Genomic DNA, 18,764 nt, shown 5'->3' with positions numbered 1-18,764 from the left:
GGCCAGATAAACGCCAGGTGATTACCAGGCGGAATGGTACAGCTCAACGATATCCCCAAGGCTCGCTTCACGCGGATTTCCCCCGGTACAAACATCGTCAAATGCGGCTTGCGCCAGCGCAGGAATATCCTCTTTACGGACGCCAACATCGCGTAGATGCAGTGGGATACCTACATCGCGATTAAGGGCGAAGACGGCATCCACCGCCGCTTTGCGTGCCTCTGCCAGCGTCAGTCCTTCAACCTTAACCCCCATTACCCGGGCGATATCGCGGAATTTTTCCCCGGTGAATTCGGCGTTATAGTGCATCACGTGCGGCAGCAAAATGGCATTCGCGACGCCGTGCGGCGTGTTGTAGAACGCGCCTAACGGGTGTGCCATGCCATGCACTAATCCCAGACCTACGTTGGAGAAACCCATCCCGGCAACGTACTGGCCCAGAGCCGTCGCTTCCCCCGCCTGGCTGTCGCCCGCAACGGAACCGCGTAATGACCCGGCAATAATTTCGATGGCTTTAATGTGCAGCGCATCGGTAAGCGCCCACGCAGCCCGCGTGATGTAGCCTTCAATGGCATGAGTCAGTGCATCTACGCCAGTAGCCGCTTTTAATGCAGCAGGCATGCCGTCCATCATGTCAGCATCAATGAACGCCACCTGCGGGATGTCATGTGGATCGACACAAACAAACTTACGCCGATTCTCTTCGTCAGTGATCACGTAGTTAATGGTCACTTCCGCCGCCGTTCCCGCAGTGGTTGGGATAGCCATAACTGGCACGCTCGGGAAGCGTGTCGGTGATAACCCTTCAAGGCTGCGTACATCCGCAAATTCCGGGTTATTGTTAATAATGCCAATCGCTTTACAGGTATCCTGCGGGGAGCCGCCGCCAATGGCGACCAGATAGTCTGCGCCGCTTTGCTGAAAGACACTCAATCCTTCCTGCACTACCGCAATGGTTGGATTAGGAATAACGCCTGAATAGATTTCCCATGCCAGACCTGCAGCATCCATTCGGGAAGTCACCTTCTCAACAACGCCGCACTGCACCAGATTTTTATCAGTCACAATCAACGCTTTGCGATAACCACGACGAATAACTTCATCGGTTAATGCGCCAACAGCTCCCCGGCCAAACCATGCCGTTTCGTTCAGAATCATTCTGTTCGCCATCGTTTTATCTCCTATTCCTCAATACGCAATCCATATGTTTTGAATTTTTCCAGCACAATAGCGATAGCCTCATCGTCCAGTACCGGAACCGGATCGGTAATCGCCAGCGTGCTGAGATAAAGCTGCGCCAGCACTTCCACTTCATGCGCTAACCACAGGGCTTTTTCCAGATTTTCCTCGCAGGCGATCAGCCCATGATGCTGCAACAGCGTTGCTTTTCGGTTTTTCAGCGCCACCGCAACGTGCTCGGAAAGCTCACGCGTGCCAAATGTCGCATATGGCGCACAGGGAATTGAGTTACCGCCAGCCGCCGCAATCATGTAATGGATTGCCGGGATTGGCCGGTTGAGAATAGAAACAGCAGTACAATGCACGGCATGATTATGGACCACCGCCTGAGCATCGGGACGCGTCTGATAAGCGGCCATATGGAACCGCCACTCGCTGGAAGGTAATTTCCCTTCTTCGTGCTGCCCCTCAGCATTGATGTACACAATGTGGGATTCGGTGAGTTTGTCATAGGGAATACCCGTCGGGGTAATTAACATCCCGTCCTGGTAACGCACACTTACATTACCCGCAGTCCCCTGATTCAACCCCAGACGGGTCATTTCCAGGCAGGTATTGATAATCTGCCGTGCCAGCGTATTTCGTTCCATTACTTACCTCTCTCAGTGAGTCAAAATGCGACAACAGAACATTGCTAATACCTCGACGCTCTGTTGATTTAAGCGGGTATTTGCTAACTATCATCATGCTGAATAAAGAGAAGGGAATTTTTAGCACTGGATTTTGTGATGTTCATCAACTAATAACGCTGAATAAAAAAATGCAGGCATAATATTACAATTGCAAAATGTCCGTTCTTAATAAAACCATTGTAAAACGGTCATTTGCGAATAAATTGTTACCATTGCCCGTTTTCCACTTAACTAATTAATTCGGGCATTATCCCTGTGGCTTTTTAATTTATTTTTCTCAAACGGTCATTGTTTTAAAGAAATTAAAGTGATGATAATCACATAAACCCACACCCTGAGCATAAATGTGACCACCATCATATTAATGGCCGGTTTTTATTTGAAAATGAATTCATGAGTTCATTCATGAAGGCCAATTTTATCTGGCAGGTTACCGGAACTCACCTGGATTAGCAGGTTGGTAAAAATCACCAATCGTACTCTTAAGCTGTTGAACATGCTTATGAACTGATGAGGATGCTATGGGAAACACATCAATACAAACACAAAGTTTTCATGCGGTAGAGCGGGGGCAGACAAAAAATTATGTCATTCCCTTCGCGTTACTCTGTTCACTGTTTTTTCTTTGGGCTGTTGCCAATAATCTTAATGACATTTTATTACCACAATTTCAGCAAGCTTTTACATTAACAAACTTTCAGGCTGGTCTGATTCAATCTGCTTTTTATTTTGGTTATTTCGTCATTCCAATCCCAGCCGGGATCCTGATGAAAAAACTAAGTTATAAAGCAGGCATTATTACCGGATTATTCTTATATGCCATCGGTGCAGCATTATTCTGGCCAGCGGCAGAGGTAATGAATTACACCTTATTCCTGATTGGCCTATTTATTATTGCGGCGGGCTTAGGTTGTCTGGAAACGGCTGCCAACCCCTTTGTAACCGTACTGGGCCCGGAAAGCGGCGGTCATTTCCGATTAAATCTCGCGCAAACTTTTAACTCATTTGGTGCCATTATTGCGGTTGTTTTTGGGCAAAGTCTTATTTTGTCTAATGTGCCACATCAATCTCAAGACGTACTCGATAAGATGGCGCCAGAACAGCTAAGTGCCTACAAGCACAGCCTGGTGTTATCGGTTCAAACCCCTTATATGATCATCGTCGCGGTCGTTTTGCTGGTCGCCCTGCTGATCATGTTTACCAAGTTTCCGACCCTGCAAAGTGACGATCACAGTGACAACGCTCAGAGTTCATTCTCCGCGTCTCTTTCCCGCCTGGTGCGCATTCGTCACTGGCGTTGGGCGGTACTGGCGCAGTTCTGCTACGTCGGTGCACAAACTGCCTGCTGGAGCTACCTGATTCGCTACGCAATCGAAGAGATCCCAGGCATGACGCCAGGTTTCGCCGCCAACTACCTGACCGGCACCATGGTGTGCTTCTTTATCGGTCGTTTCTCCGGCACCTGGCTTATCAGTCGCTTTGCGCCGCATAAAGTGCTGGCCGCATATGCCCTGCTTGCCATGATTCTGTGCCTGATTTCCGCCTTCACCGGTGGCCAGATCGGCCTGCTGGCCCTGACGTTGTGCAGCGCATTTATGTCGATTCAGTACCCAACCATTTTTTCTCTGGGGATCAAAAATCTGGGACAAGACACCAAATACGGCTCGTCTTTTATCGTCATGACCATCATTGGCGGCGGCATTGTGACCCCGGTGATGGGCTTTGTCAGCGATGCCGCTGGCAATATCCCGACCGCTGAACTGGTCCCGGCGCTTTGCTTCGCCATCATCTTTATTTTTGCCCGCTTCCGTTCACAAACGGCAGCCAACTGAATATTTATCCGAATAACGTGAGGAATCTGTGATGAAAAAAATCAGCTTACCAAAAATTGGTATTCGCCCGGTTATTGACGGACGTCGTATGGGTGTACGTGAGTCGCTCGAAGAGCAAACCATGAATATGGCTAAAGCTACCGCAGCGCTTATCACTGAAAAACTTCGTCATGCCTGCGGCGCACAAATTGAATGTGTGATTGCCGATACCTGTATCGCCGGCATGGCGGAATCCGCAGCCTGTGAAGAAAAATTCAGCAGCCAGAATGTTGGCGTGACGATTACCGTTACCCCATGTTGGTGCTACGGCAGTGAAACCATCGACATGGATCCGATGCGCCCGAAAGCGATCTGGGGCTTCAACGGCACGGAACGTCCGGGGGCGGTTTACCTGGCCGCCGCACTGGCAGCTCACAGCCAAAAAGGCCTTCCTGCCTTCTCCATCTATGGTCATGACGTACAGGATGCAGACGACACATCTATCCCTGCCGATGTTGAAGAAAAACTGCTGCGTTTTGCCCGTGCCGGCTTAGCGGTCGCCAGTATGAAAGGGAAAAGCTACCTGTCTGTCGGTGGTGTATCAATGGGCATCGCCGGTTCTATCGTCGACCATAACTTCTTTGAATCCTGGCTGGGTATGAAGGTGCAGGCGGTTGATATGACCGAGCTGCGTCGTCGCATTGACCAGAAAATCTATGATGAAACCGAGCTGGAAATGGCGCTGGCGTGGGCGGACAAAAACTTCCGCTACGGCGAAGATCAGAACGCGCAGCAATATAAGCGTAACGCTGAACAAAGCCGCGCAGTGCTGAAAGAAAGCCTGCTGATGGCTATGTGCATTCGCGACATGATGCAGGGTAACAAAAAGCTGGCAGACAAAGGTCTGGTCGAAGAATCCCTGGGCTATAACGCGATCGCCGCGGGCTTCCAGGGGCAACGTCACTGGACCGATCAATACCCAAATGGCGATACCGCCGAAGCGTTGCTCAACAGTTCCTTTGACTGGAATGGCGTTCGTGAACCGTTCGTTGTCGCAACCGAAAACGACAGCCTGAACGGCGTAGCGATGCTGTTCGGCCATCAACTCACCGGCACGGCCCAGGTCTTTGCCGATGTGCGCACCTACTGGTCGCCAGAGGCGGTTGAACGCGTGACGGGTAAACCGCTGACCGGCCTTGCTGAGCACGGCATCATTCACTTGATTAACTCCGGTTCTGCGGCACTGGACGGTTCCTGCAAACAGCGCGACAGCGAAGGTAAACCGACCATGAAACCACACTGGGAAATCTCGCAGAAAGAGGCGGATGAATGCCTGGCGGCAACCGAATGGTGCCCGGCTATTCACGAATACTTCCGCGGGGGCGGTTACTCATCTCGCTTCCTGACTGAAGGCGGTGTGCCGTTCACCATGAGCCGTATCAACATCATCAAAGGGTTGGGACCGGTGCTGCAAATCGCGGAAGGCTGGAGCGTGGAATTGCCGAAAGATATGCACGACCAGCTTGATGCGCGTACCAACTCCACATGGCCAACCACCTGGTTTGCTCCGCGCTTAACCGGCAAGGGCCCGTTCAGCGATGTCTATTCCGTCATGGCTAACTGGGGCGCTAACCACGGGGTGCTGACAATTGGTCACGTAGGTGCGGACTTTATCACTCTGGCTGCCATGCTGCGTATCCCGGTGTGCATGCACAACGTGGAAGACGAGAAAATTTATCGTCCTTCCTCCTGGGCCGCCCACGGTATGGATACGGAAGGTCAGGATTACCGCGCTTGTCAGAACTACGGTCCGCTGTATAAGCGTTAAACATCAAGCGATTGCCTGATGGCGGCGCGGTCTACGAAGCACACGGTTTTGTAGGCCGGATAAGGCGAAGCCGCCATCAGGTAATAGGTAATCTCCCAGGAGCAATTATGAAACAAGAGGTTATTCTGGTTCTCGACTGTGGCGCGACCAACGTACGGGCCATTGCCGTTGACCGACAGGGGAAGATTGTCGCCCGCGCAGCGACCCCGAACGCTAGTGACATCGCCGCAGAAAACAGTGCCTGGCACCAATGGTCGCTGGAGGCCATTCTGCAACGCTTTGCCGACTGCTGTCAGCGGCTCTCCTCACAATTGGCCTCCTGCCAAATTCGCGGGATCGCCGTCACCACCTTCGGCGTGGACGGCGCGCTGGTGGATAAGAACGGCAAACAACTGTATCCGGTGATCAGCTGGAAATGCCCACGTACCGCAGCGGTAATGGAGAATATCCATCGCTACATGTCACCGCAGCAGCTGCAGGAAATCTCCGGCGTTGGGGCGTTTAGCTTCAATACGCTGTACAAACTGGTGTGGCTGAAAGAGAACCACCCGCAATTACTGGAACAGGCGCACGCCTGGCTGTTTATCTCGTCGCTTATCAACCAACGTTTAACCGGCGAGTTCACAACTGACATCACCATGGCGGGAACCAGCCAGATGCTGGATATCCAGCAACGTGATTTCAGCCAGGACATTTTGCAGGCAACAGGCATACCGCGTCGCCTGTTTCCGCGCCTGGTTGAAGCAGGCGAACAAATTGGGGTACTGCAACGCGAGGCCGCCAGCCAGCTCGGACTTCCAGAGGGTATTCCAGTCATCTCTGCCGGACACGACACACAGTTTGCGCTATTTGGCGCAGGAGCCCAACAGGATGAACCAGTACTCTCTTCCGGCACATGGGAAATTCTGATGGTACGCAGTGCGCAGGTAAATACCTCCCTGCTCAGTCATTATGCGGGCTCCACCTGTGAGCTGGATAGTCAGGCTGGGCTTAACAATCCCGGTATGCAGTGGCTGGCCTCCGGCGTGCTTGAATGGGTTCGAAAGCTGTTATGGACCGCGGACACGCCCTGGCAAACGTTGATTGATGAAGCTCGGGATATTCCCGCTGGTGCCGAAGGGGTGAAGATGCACTGCGACCTGCTGGCCTGTCAGAATGCGGGCTGGCAAGGGGTTACCCTCAATACTACCCGTGGACACTTTTATCGCGCCGCGCTGGAAGGACTGACAGAACAGCTGCAGCGGAATCTGCAAACGCTGGAAAAAATCGGCCATTTCCAGGCCACTGAACTGCTATTAGTTGGCGGGGGCAGCCGCAACATCTTGTGGAACCAAATCAAAGCGAACGTTCTCGGGATCCCTGTCAAAGTGCTGGATGATGCCGAAACCACCGTGGCAGGCGCCGCAATGTTTGCCTGGTCAGGCATCGGGGAATTTACCTCCCCGGAGCAGGCGCGCGAACAGGTGCGCTATCAGTACCGTTACTTCTATCCGCAAACCGAATCCGAACTCACAGGAGTCGAGTAACATGCTTAAAACGATATCTCCCTTAATTTCCCCCGACTTACTGAAAGTGCTGGCCGAAATGGGACACGGCGATGAGATTATCTTTTCCGATGCCCACTTCCCGGCCAACAGCATGGGGCCGCAGGTCATCCGCGCTGACGGTCTGCTGGTCAGCGATCTGCTGCGGTCGCTTATTCCGCTATTTGAACTGGACAGCTACGCCCCACCGCTGGTGATGATGGCTGCGGTTGAAGGTGACACTCTCGATCCTGACGTTGAGACTCGCTATCGTCAGGCGCTTTCATTACAGACCCCCTGCCCGGACATCACGCGTATTGACCGCTATGCCTTTTACGAACGAGCACAAAAGGCGTTTGCGATCGTTATCACAGGAGAGCGGGCAAAGTACGGGAATATTCTTTTAAAAAAAGGGGTAACGCCGTAATCTCTGGTCAGAATGCCCGTCAGGTACGGGCATTCATCATAAGATGAGGATCAGAACATGAAAGCGGCGCGCCAGCAGGCAATCGTAGATCTGCTTACTAACCACAAAAGCCTGACAACCGAAGCCCTGGCTTTGCAGCTTAACGTCAGCAAAGAGACCATCCGCCGCGATCTCAGCGAGTTACAGACCCAGGGAAAAGTGTTACGCAACCACGGTCGGGCCAAAGTTATTCACCGGGAAAATCAGGACAGCGGTGACCCATTTCATATTCGACTCAAAAGCCACTATGCGCACAAAGCGGATATCGCCCGTGAAGCGTTGGCATGGATCGAAGAAGGTATGGTGATTGCCTTAGACGCCAGCTCTACCTGCTGGTATCTGGCGCGACAATTACCGGACATCAACATTCACGTTTTTACCAACAGCCAGCCCATCTGCCAGGAATTGGCTAAACGTGAACACATTCAGCTTATCAGCTCCGGCGGTCGCCTTGAGCGCAAATACGGTTGCTACGTTAATCCCTCGCTTATCTCGCAGCTAAAACCACTCGAGATTGACCTGTTTATTTTTTCCTGCGAAGGGATCGACAGCGACGGTGCGCTCTGGGACTCAAATGCAACCAACGCAGACTTCAAATCCATTCTGCTTAAGCGTGCATCGCAGTCTTTATTACTGATCGATAAAAGTAAATTTAATCGTTCGGGGGAGGCCAGAATTGGGCATCTGGATGATGTGACGCATATTGTTTCAGATACACAGCTGATTGAGGCAATCCAGGCCGAATAGGGCGATTACGCCGCCATCCGGCCTGGGTTGTAGCCTTATCGCTCGTCGCGACGACCGCCGACGGCAGCCCACAGACGACGTACGTGAACGGTTACTTCTTCACGGTCATGATACAGCTGACGCGCCTGAATCTGGGCATTTACGCCATGTTCATCAAGCTGGGCCTGAATGTAAGCCAGGTTCTGTGATACCTCTTCGTAGCGTTTTTTCATCGGCAGCTTGAGGTTGAAGATCGTCTCACGACACCAGCCGTTGACCAGCCATTGTGCCATCAGCGCGGCAACCTTCGCCGGCTTCTCCACCATGTCACAGACCATCCACGAAATGTTGTTACGATTCGGACGGTACTTAAATCCGTCTTCACGTAGCCAGGTGACCTGCCCGGTATCCATCAGGCTTTGCGCCATCGGGCCGTTATCCACGGAATAAACCCACATGTTGCGTTTAACCAACTGATAGGTCCATCCGCCCGGGCAGGCGCCTAAATCCACCGCATACATTCCGTTCGCCAGACGCTCATCCCATTCATCGGCAGGGATAAACACGTGCAGCGCTTCTTCCAGCTTGAGCGTTGAACGGCTCGGCGCATCGGCTGGAAACTTCAGACGCGGAATCCCCATGTAAAACGGTGAGTTATTGTCAGGCCAGGAATAGCCGGTATAACAACAACCAGGGGCGATAAAGAAGACGTGAACCACCGGACGCTTTGGCGTTTCATACTTTGCCAGTACGCCTGCTTCGCGCAGCGCTGCACGCAACGGTACGGTAAATTTACGGCAAAATTTAACCAGCTCTTTGCTTTCATTGGTGTCGGCAACTTCTACTCGCAGATCGCCACCCTTTTCCACCACGCCCTGCAACATGCCAACGATCGGTGTAATACGATCTTCCGGCGGTAAGTATTGCAGCAGCTCGCCCACCACAAACATTTGACGCGCAAAAATCAGCGAACTAAACGGCAGCTCTTTCACTAACTTTTCAGCATCGTCCTGCTGATAGCATTCGAAGATGACGTAACCCGCATTGTCTTTCACGCGGGCAAAACCGAAGATTTCCCGGCGTCCTGCTTTATCCGTAATTTCTGCGGCGCACTCTTTTTCAAAACCTGGGCGACACAACAATACAACCTTATTCATGGCTAACGCCCTTACGTTTCAATCGAATAGCGCCCACTAACATCAGCGCCCAGCCTACGAGGAAGCTGAAGCCGCCGACAGGGGTAACAAACGCCCACAGGCGTAAATGAGAGAGCGCGAGACAATACAGGCTGCCGCTAAACAGCACTGTACCTAATGCCAGAAACACGCTACTCCAGTAAAACCAAATACTAATGCGCCGTTGCATGGCGACGGCCAGGCCAAAGATAGCCAGCGTATGAAACGCCTGATACTCAAGGCCGGTCTGAATCCACCCCATTTCAACAACACCGAGGGTTTTGCTCAGAACATGTGCCCCAAAGGCGCCCAACGCCACAAAGATAAAGCCACTTACGGCGGCAAAAATCAGCATAAAACGGCTGGTCATTTGAATACCCTACGTAAATTATTGTTCATAACGAAAGCGGAATTTTTCTTGTTCCGTGGCCGCTTTCGCCAGAATCCACTGACGGAAGGCGGCTATTTTACCCAGTTCTGCCTGACTGTCATGACAAACCAGATAAAATGCGTTTTTGCTGACCAGAACATCGTTAAACGGACAGACCAGACGTCCGGCTTCAATTTCGGACTGCGCCATGACGTTGTTAGCCAGCGCGATCCCCTGTCCATGGATTGCAGCCTGTAGCACCATGGCGCTATGGCTGAAGATAGGTCCCTGCTGTACGTTGATATGATTCAGGCCAAGCTGGCGCGTATAGGCTTGCCAGTCTCGTCGCGACGCATCATGCAATAACGTGTGTTTTGCCAGGTCGTCCGGTGTCTTTAGCGGTTTATCACCGGTAAGCAACAGCGGAGAGCAGACCGGCAATAAATATTCTGCGTACAATTTTTCAACGCGCAGACCCGGCCAGTTGCCGCGTCCGTAGAAAATCGCCACATCAACATCATCAGCCAGTTTGTCTTCCTGACGGTCCACCGCCTGGATCCTGACATCGATTCCCGGATAAGCTGAGTTAAAGCTAGAGAGTCTGGGCACCAGCCATTGGATCGCAAAACTGGGCAATAAACTAACGGTAAGCGCACCTTTTGCACTGCGTGCCTGAAGTTTACGCGTCGCGTCGGTTAATTGCGAAAAAATCTCTTTAATGTCGAGAAAGTAGCTTTGACCTTCTTCCGTTAACAGCAAAGATCGATTGCGTCGACGAAACAGTTTTAGCCCCAAAAAATCCTCAAGTGACTTGATTTGGTGACTTACTGCGGCCTGCGTCACAAAAAGCTCTTCTGCTGCGCGAGTAAAGCTTAAATGACGCGCTGCAGCATCAAAAACACGTAACGCATTTAAGGGTGGTAATCGTTTTGACATGACTTTTAGGCTTTGATGTTAAATGAATTTAACAATTAGCTAACAGGCTGTAACCTATTAGTTTTTTTTATCTGAGCCATTATAAATTGTCCGTTGAGGTTCTACCAGCAAATACCTATAGTGGCGGCACTTCCTGAAGCCGGAACGAAAAGTTTTATCGGAATGCGTGTTCTGGTGGGCTTTTGGCTTACGGTTGTGATGTTGTGTTGTTGTGTTTGCAATTGGTCTGCGATTCAGACCATGGTAGCAAAGCTACCCTTTTTCACTTCCTGTACATTTACCCTGTCTGTCCATAGTGATTAATGTAGCACCGCCAAATTGCGGTGCTTTTTTTTGTCCACATTTCGTCGATGGCCGACCGGCTGTTATTGCTCCAGTTCTACCATCTCTTTCACGTCAGTGCGGTTAATCTGCTGTTTGTTGCCGTTAGCGTCTTTATACGAAATCATCCCCGTCTCATTATCGGTCTGTGGTTTACCATCAGCTACGATTGAGCGGCCATCATTGGTGTGCATCACGTAATTCGAACCAGAACAGGCGCTCAGGGCAAAAGTCAGCATACAGGCAGAAATAATGGCGGCAGTCTTTTTCATCTTCTTCTCCTTAAAGCGATTTATGCTATTAAAAACATACTCCGTAACAGGCAAAATTGTTCGCCTAACGCTATTTAGCATAAGACACTGAACGGGCTTTGCCAGGATATCCAGAGTATTCCGATGGTTAGCACAACCCTTGTATCAATGCCCTTTTTGCGCCACGATCGGTTTACTGAACTGAGGAATACCATGAACGCTTTTAACCCCGCGCACTTTCGCGCACAATTTCCCGCACTCAACGATGCTGGCGTCTATCTCGACAGCGCTGCTACGGCGCTAAAGCCGCAGGCGGTCATTGAGGCTACCCATCAGTTTTATAGCCTGAGTGCCGGGAACGTCCATCGCAGCCAGTTTGCTGAAGCCCAGCGCCTGACCGCACGCTATGAAGCCGCGCGGGAAAAAGTCGCACACCTGATTAATGCGTCGGATGACAAAACCATCGTCTGGACCCGCGGCACAACGGAAGCGATCAACATGGTTGCCCAAAGCTATGCGCGTCCACGCCTTCAACCGGGTGATGAGATTATCGTTAGCGCAGCGGAACATCACGCCAACCTCGTTCCCTGGCTGATGGTCGCGGAGCAAACGGGGGCTAAGGTCGTCAAACTCCCACTCACCCCCCATTTATTGCCGGACGTTGAGCGCCTCACGCAGCTCATTACCCCGCGCAGCCGCATTCTGGCGCTCGGGCAAATGTCGAACGTCACCGGTGGCTGCCCGGATCTGGCCCGCGCCATTACGCTCGCCCATGCGGCTGGCATGGTGGTGATGGTTGATGGTGCCCAGGGGATTGTGCATTACCCTGCCGATGTACAGCAGTTGGATATTGATTTCTATGCGTTTTCAGGCCACAAACTATATGGCCCCACCGGTATTGGCGTGCTGTACGGTAAGCCGGAACTGTTGGAAGCCATGTCTCCCTGGCTTGGGGGCGGTAAGATGATTAGCGAAGTCAGTTTTGACGGTTTCACCACTCAGCCCGCACCATGGAAGCTAGAAGCCGGTACGCCTAACGTTACAGGCGTTATCGGGCTAAGCGCGGCGCTCGAATGGCTGGCGGATGTCGACGTTGGGCAGGCCGAAAACTGGAGCCGGGGTCTGGCGACGCTGGCAGAAGATGCCCTGGCGAAACGCCCTGGCTTTCGTTCCTTCCGCTGCCAGGACTCCAGTCTGTTAGCCTTTGATTTCGCGGGTGTTCATCACAGCGATATGGTCACTCTGCTGGCCGAATATGGCATTGCGCTGCGCGCGGGGCAACACTGCGCACAGCCGTTGCTGGCGGAGCTGGGCGTATCCGGAACACTACGCGCCTCATTTGCCCCTTATAATACCCAAAGCGATGTGGATGCGTTGGTCGCAGCCGTCGACCGCGCGCTGGAAATATTGGTGGATTAATGACAAGCCCTCTGTTCGCCGGACACCCGTTTGGCACAACCGTAACCGAAGAGACGTTACGCAATACCTTTATCCCGCTTACTCAGTGGGAAGATAAATATCGCCAGCTGATTCTGCTGGGTAAGCAGTTGCCGGCGCTCCCGGATGCGCTAAAGGCGCAGGCCAAAGAAATTGCGGGCTGCGAAAACCGCGTCTGGCTGGGGCATACTCTTCATGAGAATGGCACTCTGCATTTCTTCGGCGACAGCGAAGGTCGAATAGTACGTGGGCTGTTGGCGGTATTACTCACCGCGGTCGAAGGTAAAACGGCAGCCGAGTTACTGGCGCGTTCGCCGATGGCGTTATTTGACGAACTGGGTTTACGCGCGCAGCTCAGCGCCTCGCGTAGCCAGGGACTACATGCTCTGAACGAAGCGATTCTCGAGGCGGCCCAGAAAGCCGGATGACGACGCAGATACGTCTTATCCTGCCTACAACACTGCACGAACCGTAGGTCGGATAAGCGTAGCGACATCCGACACAATCAGGCCTGACGCGCGGCCTTCGCCATCATCTTCTTCAGCGCATGGGAGACAGCAACAAAGCCAAAGGTGGCTGTCACCATGGTGGCCGCGCCAAACCCGGACGCGCAATCCATACGCTTCGGCCCTTCCGCCGTCGCTTTCATCGCACATACCGAGCCATCCGCCTGCGGATAAACCAGCGCTTCGGTCGAGAACACACAGTCCACACCCAGCTTGCCTTTGCTGTTTTTCACCACGCCAAAATCGCTTTTCAGCCGCTCACGTAGCTTGGCCGCCAGCGGATCCTGGATGGTTTTTGCTAAATCAACGACCTGAATCTGCGTAGGATCGATCTGTCCGCCCGCACCACCGGTGGTCACCAGCGGAATTTTATTACGCCGACAGTACGCGATCAGTGCCGCTTTTGGGCGCACGCTATCAATCGCATCGATGACGTACGAAAATCCCGCATTCATATATTCAGCAACGTTATCTGGCGTAACAAAATCATCGACCACGTTCACCCGGCACTCCGGGTTAATCTGTCGGATACGCTCCGCCATCACTTCAGCTTTTGCCAGACCGACGTTATCACGCAGCGCATGGATCTGGCGGTTTGTATTGGTGACGCACACATCATCCATATCGATGAGTGTGATAGCGCCAATACCGGTTCGCGCCAGCGCTTCCGCCGCCCATGACCCTACTCCGCCAATCCCAACCACGCAAACGTGCGATTGGGCAAACAGCTGCAACGCATTTTCGCCATACAGACGTGCCGTACCGCCAAAACGTTGGCGCCAGGCATCGCTAATAACCACAGACATAGAACCTCAAATTCATTAATACCGAGCAGTCTGACTGCCTGATGTCGGCTACGCCTTATCAGGCCTACTCAATAATGTAGGCTTGATAAGCGAAGCGCCATCCGGCAATTAACCGCTGAACACGTTACCCGCACCCGGCGCTGTTTTTAGTACCCATACGCGACCGTAGTGATTATACCACCCGGCACGGTGTCCGGCGTCAGCGCCAATACCCTGATAGATATCGAAGTGTTGCCCTTTAATAGCCCCACCCACATCTAACGCCACCATCAGGCGCAGCTCGTACTGGCCAGTAAACTTGCCGTTATTGTCCAGTAACGGGACTTCCGCCAGTAACGTTGTGCCCGCAGGAATGATACTACGGTCAGAAGCTACGGACGCGCGGCCAATCAGCGGCACCGCGCTGGCCCCTTTTACCGGAGCAAAAGATTGCGGTTTAAAGAAGACAAACGATGGGTTCTGCTCCAGCAGCTCACGCACTTCGGCTTCGCTGTGCGTTTCACCCCAGTGGCGAATAGCCTGCATCGACATATCTTCTTTTTTCACTTCGCCACGATCGATAAGCACTTTACCGATACTGCGATAGGCGTGGCCGTTTTTCCCGGCATAGCTAAAGAAGTTGAGCGGGCTGCCATCGCCAAAATCGATGTAACCACTGCCCTGAACATCCATAATGAAGTTATCCATCAGGGAGTTGCTGTATGCCAGAATATAATTGTCGCTTAGCGCGCCCGCGTAGATCTCGGCACGAGAGGGTAAACGCCCACGTTTTGGTGGCATGCGATAGATAGGATACTGAAACTCGCCCTGGCGCGTATGGCGCGCCTGGATAACCGGTGTGTAGTAACCGGTAAACTGGACGTTACCGTAGTTGTCCGCCCCTTCCATTTGCCAGGCATCAATACCAAACTGGCGCATACTGCGCGTATCACCGCCCGCACGTAACCATTGCTGGATAGCGTTGTAGACGTCGCTCTGGTTGCCGTACAAACGTGGCGAAGCGCTGCGAATTTGATTAACCTGCTCGGCGAAATCACCGGCATTGATTGGCGCGCCAACCGCATCAGGCTGGTTCACCAGTGAGAAAGGCTGGGTAAATTTCCCGTCTTTATACTGCTGCCCACGATCGGTGGGTTTTGAGGAACACGCGGCGAGCATCGCGACTACAGCTCCCGCCAGAAGATATTTTGCCCAACGTCCTTTCATTGTTCTCGTCTTATGTTGCCTGAATGCGAGACGAAGATAACAAACCCCCGAAACTAATGAAATGCGTATACATACCCGAACGCAAATTTTGAGCAAAAAATAATCCAGAATGCGTTGTTTTTGTTCATTTTCACCCTAAAAACGTGATCAAGGTGAAAAAAGGGTTGCATGAAAATGCGAGCAGAGTATAGTGCGCATCCACGGACGCGGGGTGGAGCAGCCTGGTAGCTCGTCGGGCTCATAACCCGAAGGTCGTCAGTTCAAATCTGGCCCCCGCAACCAATTAAAATTTGATGTAAGATTTTTGCAAAGTAGTTCGGATCACAGCAAGGCGGCGACGCAGTGAATCCTTAGGAGCTTACTCCAGTAAGTGACTGAGGTGAATGAGGAAAGCCAAGGCTGATGTGGTTTGAAATACGAAGCAAAAAGACGGACGCGGGGTGGAGCAGCCTGGTAGCTCGTCGGGCTCATAACCCGAAGGTCGTCGGTTCAAATCCGGCCCCCGCAACCAATCAAATTTGATAAAATATAAGCAGTACGGTGACGCGGGGTGGAGCAGCCTGGTAGCTCGTCGGGCTCATAACCCGAAGGTCGTCGGTTCAAATCCGGCCCCCGCAACCAACACATTAAACACCTTAACGGGTGTTTTTTTGTTTCTGCCGCCCATAAAAAAAGCGCTTTTCAGCGCTTTTTTGTTATCCCCTTCTCGCCAGCGTCGCCCCATCGGCAAAGTAGGCTTTAATCCCTGCCAGAATCGACTCTGCAACTTCCTGCTGGAAGGTCGCCGTTTTGAGTTTGCGCTCTTCCTCAACGTTACTGATAAATGCCGTTTCGACCAGAATAGACGGGATATCCGGCGCTTTTAGTACCGCAAACCCGGCCTGTTCAACCTGGTTCTTGTGCAGATTGTTGATTTTGCCAAGCTTACTCAATACCGCTTTACCAAACTTCAGACTGTCGGCGATGGTCAGCGACTGCACCATGTCGAACATGGTGTGGTCGACATAGCGGTCACCGCTCTTACTGACGCCACCAATGAGATCCGAGGCGTTCTGGGTCTGCGCCAGATATTTCGCGGCGGTACTTGTCGCACCTTTGGTCGAGAGCGCAAACACCGACGAACCGCTGGGTTGTCGACTGGTAAAGGCATCGGCGTGAATAGAGACAAACAGGTCAGCACGCTGCTTCTGCGCTTTCGCCACGCGGACTTTAAGCGGAATGAAGATATCTTCATTTCGTGTCATAAAGACCTTCATGTTGCCCTCTTTCTCTATGAGGGCTCGCAGGCGGCGGGCAATCTGCAGCACCACATCCTTTTCACGCGTCTTGTATTTCCCCACCGCACCGGAGTCTTCTCCGCCGTGGCCTGGATCCAGCATAATGACAATGGGACGATCGCGCCCCGCTTTACCCGGCTGCGGGCCACTTTGTGCAGGTGGCACCTGTTTATCCAGATCGCCCTTATTGTAATCTTCCAGCAATGCCAGCAGCGGATCCTGAACGTCCTGGGCATTCGCGGGATAGAGATCCATCACCAGACGTTCTTTAAAGCCTGCCACCGGAGCCAGCGCAAAAAGTTGCGGCTTCACATTCTGTTTCAGCTCGAACACCATCCGCACGGTCTTAGGATCAAACTGGCCAACGCGCGCCGACTTAATATACGGATCGTCAGGACGAATCTGCGTCCCAATGCCCTTGAGCACCGAGTTCAAATTAACGTCTTCAATATCCACAACCACACGCTCAGGATTACTCAGGGCAAACTGTTTGTATTTCAGCAGACGGTTAGATTCTACCGTGACGCGAGTGTAGCTGGACGCAGGCCAGATACGTACGGCAACGACCTGACTCACGGCCGCCAGACCCACCTGGCTGACGCTCAAAAGCCACATAGCACCCGCACCTTTCAATAAACGGCGGCGACTGATTGCTGAATTGGATCCCGACATGCTTCTCCCGAGCAAAGAAATCTTTTTTAGAGGTAATACGTAAAACGTCCGAATTGACCGGAAACTTTAGCGAATGACGCATAATCTGTCATCTATAAAAGGGTAAACATTCTTTTTATATTCACGGCATTACTGAGAAAAATCTTCGGCATGGGTAAAAATTACGCTTGCGCACAGCGCAAAAACAGAATAAAAATACACAAATTACGAATAATCATGCAATAAGGGTGTGCCGTGGTGAAGGAGCGTAGAACCGAACTGGTACAGGGATTCCGCCATTCTGTTCCCTATATCAATACCCATCGGGGAAAAACGTTTGTCATTATGCTGGGCGGCGAAGCCATCGAGCATGAAAACTTTTCCAGTATCGTCAATGACATTGGTCTTCTTCATAGCCTCGGCATCCGCCTGGTCGTGGTCTATGGCGCACGACCGCAGATTGATGCCAATCTTGCGGCGCATCATCATGAGCCGGTGTACCACAAAAATACGCGCGTTACCGACGCTAAAACGCTGGAACTGGTCAAACAGGCTGCGGGTTTACTTCAGCTTGATATTACCGCCCGCCTGTCGATGAGCCTGAATAATACGCCATTGCAGGGTGCTCACATCAATGTGGTCAGCGGTAATTTTATTATCTCTCAGCCGCTGGGTGTTGATGACGGCGTAGATTACTGCCATAGCGGGCGTATTCGTCGTATTGATGAAGAGGCCATTCACCGCCAGTTAGACAGCGGCGCAATTGTGCTGATGGGCCCGGTTGCCGTTTCCGTCACCGGTGAGAGCTTTAACCTGACGTCAGAAGAGGTCGCCACGCAGTTGGCTATCAAACTGAAGGCCGAGAAAATGATCGGCTTTTGCTCCTCTCAGGGTGTCACCAACGATGACGGCGATATTATTTCCGAGCTGTTTCCTAACGAAGCTCAGGCTCGCGTTGAGTTGCAGGAAGAGAAAGGCGATTACAGCTCCGGCACGGTGCGCTTCCTGCGCGGGGCAGTGAAGGCCTGTCGCAGTGGCGTACGCCGTTGCCATCTGATCAGCTATCAGGAAGATGGCGCATTGCTGCAGGAACTGTTCTCCCGCGATGGCATCGGTACGCAGATCGTAATGGAAAGCGCCGAGCAGATCCGTCGCGCTACCATTAACGATATCGGCGGGATTCTGGAGCTTATCCGCCCGCTGGAACAACAAGGCATTCTGGTCCGCCGCTCCCGCGAACAACTGGAAATGGAGATCGACAAATTCACCATTATTCAGCGCGATAACCTGACTATCGCCTGCGCCGCTCTGTATCCTTTCCCGGAAGAGAGAATTGGCGAAATGGCGTGCGTAGCAGTGCATCCGGACTACCGTAGCTCGTCGCGCGGGGAAGTGTTGCTGGAACGGATCGCCGCGCAGGCCCGGCAAATGGGGTTGAGCAAGCTGTTTGTGTTAACCACACGCAGCATCCACTGGTTCCAGGAGCGCGGCTTCACGCCGGTGGATATCGACCTGCTGCCGGAAAGCAAGAAAGAGATGTACAACTATCAGCGGCGGTCAAAAGTGCTGATGGCGGATTTGGCATAGGAGTGGTTGCCGGATG

General features: G+C 52.4%; 17 protein-coding genes and 3 tRNA genes. 11 read left to right on the top strand and 9 right to left on the bottom strand.

Annotation, left to right across the window (positions count from 1 at the left end):
- Window positions 1-21: 21 nt before the first annotated feature.
- Complete coding sequence (gene fucO, locus JQN59_RS04595) at window positions 22-1,170, bottom strand: lactaldehyde reductase (protein WP_149607746.1); 1,149 nt, start codon at window positions 1,168-1,170, stop codon at window positions 22-24.
- 11 nt (window positions 1,171-1,181) lie between these two features.
- Window positions 1,182-1,829, bottom strand: a complete 648-nt coding sequence (gene fucA, locus JQN59_RS04590; protein ID WP_003825656.1) for an L-fuculose-phosphate aldolase — start codon at window positions 1,827-1,829, stop codon at window positions 1,182-1,184.
- 563 nt (window positions 1,830-2,392) lie between these two features.
- On the opposite strand from fucA, the gene fucP reads away from it, so the two are divergent.
- The 5 genes from fucP (at window position 2,393) to fucR (ending at window position 8,246) form a co-directional block, all read left to right on the top strand.
- A complete protein-coding gene (fucP, locus tag JQN59_RS04585) occupies window positions 2,393-3,703 on the top strand; it encodes an L-fucose:H+ symporter permease (RefSeq protein ID WP_008785696.1) in 1,311 nt (436 codons plus the stop codon).
- A 31-nt stretch (window positions 3,704-3,734) separates the two neighbouring features.
- Window positions 3,735-5,510 (top strand): L-fucose isomerase, encoded by a 1,776-nt coding sequence (gene fucI, locus JQN59_RS04580; RefSeq protein ID WP_003825648.1) that lies wholly within the window; start codon window positions 3,735-3,737, stop codon window positions 5,508-5,510.
- 107 nt (window positions 5,511-5,617) lie between these two features.
- Window positions 5,618-7,036 (top strand): L-fuculokinase, encoded by a 1,419-nt coding sequence (fucK, locus tag JQN59_RS04575; RefSeq protein ID WP_149607744.1) that lies wholly within the window; start codon window positions 5,618-5,620, stop codon window positions 7,034-7,036.
- Between the two features lies 1 nt (window position 7,037).
- Window positions 7,038-7,460: an L-fucose mutarotase gene (gene fucU / locus JQN59_RS04570; protein ID WP_149607743.1), complete on the top strand. Its 423-nt coding sequence runs from the start codon at window positions 7,038-7,040 to the stop codon at window positions 7,458-7,460.
- Between the two features lie 57 nt (window positions 7,461-7,517).
- Window positions 7,518-8,246 carry an L-fucose operon activator gene (gene fucR, locus JQN59_RS04565; RefSeq protein ID WP_003825642.1) on the top strand — a complete coding sequence of 243 codons (729 nt, stop codon included), beginning with the start codon at window positions 7,518-7,520 and terminating at the stop codon, window positions 8,244-8,246.
- 35 nt (window positions 8,247-8,281) lie between these two features.
- Here the strand turns inward: fucR and rlmM are convergent, their stop codons facing one another.
- The 4 genes from rlmM to JQN59_RS04545 form a co-directional block, all read right to left on the bottom strand.
- Window positions 8,282-9,382 (bottom strand): 23S rRNA (cytidine(2498)-2'-O)-methyltransferase RlmM, encoded by a 1,101-nt coding sequence (gene rlmM / locus JQN59_RS04560; protein WP_003034040.1) that lies wholly within the window; start codon window positions 9,380-9,382, stop codon window positions 8,282-8,284.
- Window positions 9,375-9,770 (bottom strand): DUF423 domain-containing protein, encoded by a 396-nt coding sequence (locus JQN59_RS04555; protein ID WP_003034037.1) that lies wholly within the window; start codon window positions 9,768-9,770, stop codon window positions 9,375-9,377. Before JQN59_RS04555 ends, rlmM begins: the two co-directional genes overlap by 8 nt.
- Window positions 9,771-9,788: 18 nt before the next feature.
- Window positions 9,789-10,706, bottom strand: a complete 918-nt coding sequence (gene gcvA, locus JQN59_RS04550) for a glycine cleavage system transcriptional regulator GcvA (RefSeq protein WP_003034035.1) — start codon at window positions 10,704-10,706, stop codon at window positions 9,789-9,791.
- Between the two features lie 365 nt (window positions 10,707-11,071).
- Entirely contained in the window at window positions 11,072-11,299 is a 228-nt protein-coding gene (locus JQN59_RS04545; protein ID WP_003825635.1) for a YgdI/YgdR family lipoprotein, read from the bottom strand.
- Between the two features lie 192 nt (window positions 11,300-11,491).
- On the opposite strand from JQN59_RS04545, the gene csdA reads away from it, so the two are divergent.
- A complete protein-coding gene (gene csdA / locus JQN59_RS04540) occupies window positions 11,492-12,697 on the top strand; it encodes a cysteine desulfurase CsdA (protein WP_149607742.1) in 1,206 nt (401 codons plus the stop codon).
- Window positions 12,697-13,143: a cysteine desulfurase sulfur acceptor subunit CsdE gene (gene csdE / locus JQN59_RS04535; RefSeq protein ID WP_103014855.1), complete on the top strand. Its 447-nt coding sequence runs from the start codon at window positions 12,697-12,699 to the stop codon at window positions 13,141-13,143. Before csdA ends, csdE begins: the two co-directional genes overlap by 1 nt.
- A 77-nt stretch (window positions 13,144-13,220) precedes the next feature.
- Here csdE and tcdA read toward each other — a convergent pair whose 3' ends face one another.
- Together tcdA and mltA are read right to left on the bottom strand one after the other, a co-directional pair.
- Window positions 13,221-14,027, bottom strand: a complete 807-nt coding sequence (tcdA, locus tag JQN59_RS04530) for a tRNA cyclic N6-threonylcarbamoyladenosine(37) synthase TcdA (protein WP_003825630.1) — start codon at window positions 14,025-14,027, stop codon at window positions 13,221-13,223.
- A gap of 108 nt (window positions 14,028-14,135) precedes the next feature.
- On the bottom strand, window positions 14,136-15,233 hold the full coding sequence (mltA, locus tag JQN59_RS04525; RefSeq protein WP_008785702.1) for a murein transglycosylase A: 1,098 nt from the start codon (window positions 15,231-15,233) through the stop codon (window positions 14,136-14,138).
- Window positions 15,234-15,438: 205 nt separating this feature from the next.
- On the opposite strand from mltA, the gene JQN59_RS04520 reads away from it, so the two are divergent.
- The 3 genes from JQN59_RS04520 to JQN59_RS04510 all read left to right on the top strand — a co-directional run bounded on the left by JQN59_RS04520 (window position 15,439) and on the right by JQN59_RS04510 (window position 15,854).
- Window positions 15,439-15,515, top strand: a tRNA-Met gene (locus JQN59_RS04520).
- A 152-nt stretch (window positions 15,516-15,667) separates the two neighbouring features.
- Window positions 15,668-15,744 (top strand) — tRNA-Met (locus JQN59_RS04515).
- A 33-nt stretch (window positions 15,745-15,777) separates the two neighbouring features.
- A tRNA-Met gene (locus JQN59_RS04510) sits at window positions 15,778-15,854 on the top strand.
- A gap of 74 nt (window positions 15,855-15,928) precedes the next feature.
- On the opposite strand, the gene amiC is transcribed toward JQN59_RS04510, so the two are convergent.
- Window positions 15,929-17,182 (bottom strand): N-acetylmuramoyl-L-alanine amidase AmiC, encoded by a 1,254-nt coding sequence (gene amiC, locus JQN59_RS04505; protein ID WP_048215635.1) that lies wholly within the window; start codon window positions 17,180-17,182, stop codon window positions 15,929-15,931.
- A 234-nt stretch (window positions 17,183-17,416) separates the two neighbouring features.
- Here amiC and argA point away from each other — a divergent pair, with 234 nt between their 5' ends.
- Window positions 17,417-18,748, top strand: a complete 1,332-nt coding sequence (gene argA, locus JQN59_RS04500) for an amino-acid N-acetyltransferase (RefSeq protein ID WP_048215634.1) — start codon at window positions 17,417-17,419, stop codon at window positions 18,746-18,748.
- Window positions 18,749-18,764 lie beyond the last annotated feature (16 nt).

The organism is Citrobacter sp. B72 (assembly GCF_016894305.1).
Classification (GTDB): Bacteria; Pseudomonadota; Gammaproteobacteria; order Enterobacterales; family Enterobacteriaceae; genus Citrobacter; species Citrobacter portucalensis.
Note: the sequence above shows the minus strand (reverse complement) of the source record. Positions and strands in the feature narration are given on the sequence as shown.

What these genes read in the sequence shown, in the direction of transcription:
- fucK (WP_149607744.1), top strand. Translation starts at nt 5,618, where the DNA reads ATGAAACAAGAGGTTATTCTGGTTCTCGACTGTGGCGCGACCAACGTA.
- tcdA (WP_003825630.1), bottom strand. Translation starts at nt 14,027, where the DNA reads ATGTCTGTGGTTATTAGCGATGCCTGGCGCCAACGTTTTGGCGGTACG.
- mltA (WP_008785702.1), bottom strand. Translation starts at nt 15,233, where the DNA reads ATGAAAGGACGTTGGGCAAAATATCTTCTGGCGGGAGCTGTAGTCGCG.
- fucP (WP_008785696.1), top strand. Translation starts at nt 2,393, where the DNA reads ATGGGAAACACATCAATACAAACACAAAGTTTTCATGCGGTAGAGCGG.
- fucO (WP_149607746.1), bottom strand. Translation starts at nt 1,170, where the DNA reads ATGGCGAACAGAATGATTCTGAACGAAACGGCATGGTTTGGCCGGGGA.
- JQN59_RS04545 (WP_003825635.1), bottom strand. Translation starts at nt 11,299, where the DNA reads ATGAAAAAGACTGCCGCCATTATTTCTGCCTGTATGCTGACTTTTGCC.
- rlmM (WP_003034040.1), bottom strand. Translation starts at nt 9,382, where the DNA reads ATGAATAAGGTTGTATTGTTGTGTCGCCCAGGTTTTGAAAAAGAGTGC.
- fucR (WP_003825642.1), top strand. Translation starts at nt 7,518, where the DNA reads ATGAAAGCGGCGCGCCAGCAGGCAATCGTAGATCTGCTTACTAACCAC.
- csdA (WP_149607742.1), top strand. Translation starts at nt 11,492, where the DNA reads ATGAACGCTTTTAACCCCGCGCACTTTCGCGCACAATTTCCCGCACTC.
- fucU (WP_149607743.1), top strand. Translation starts at nt 7,038, where the DNA reads ATGCTTAAAACGATATCTCCCTTAATTTCCCCCGACTTACTGAAAGTG.
- JQN59_RS04555 (WP_003034037.1), bottom strand. Translation starts at nt 9,770, where the DNA reads ATGACCAGCCGTTTTATGCTGATTTTTGCCGCCGTAAGTGGCTTTATC.
- amiC (WP_048215635.1), bottom strand. Translation starts at nt 17,182, where the DNA reads ATGTCGGGATCCAATTCAGCAATCAGTCGCCGCCGTTTATTGAAAGGT.
- fucA (WP_003825656.1), bottom strand. Translation starts at nt 1,829, where the DNA reads ATGGAACGAAATACGCTGGCACGGCAGATTATCAATACCTGCCTGGAA.
- fucI (WP_003825648.1), top strand. Translation starts at nt 3,735, where the DNA reads ATGAAAAAAATCAGCTTACCAAAAATTGGTATTCGCCCGGTTATTGAC.
- csdE (WP_103014855.1), top strand. Translation starts at nt 12,697, where the DNA reads ATGACAAGCCCTCTGTTCGCCGGACACCCGTTTGGCACAACCGTAACC.
- gcvA (WP_003034035.1), bottom strand. Translation starts at nt 10,706, where the DNA reads ATGTCAAAACGATTACCACCCTTAAATGCGTTACGTGTTTTTGATGCT.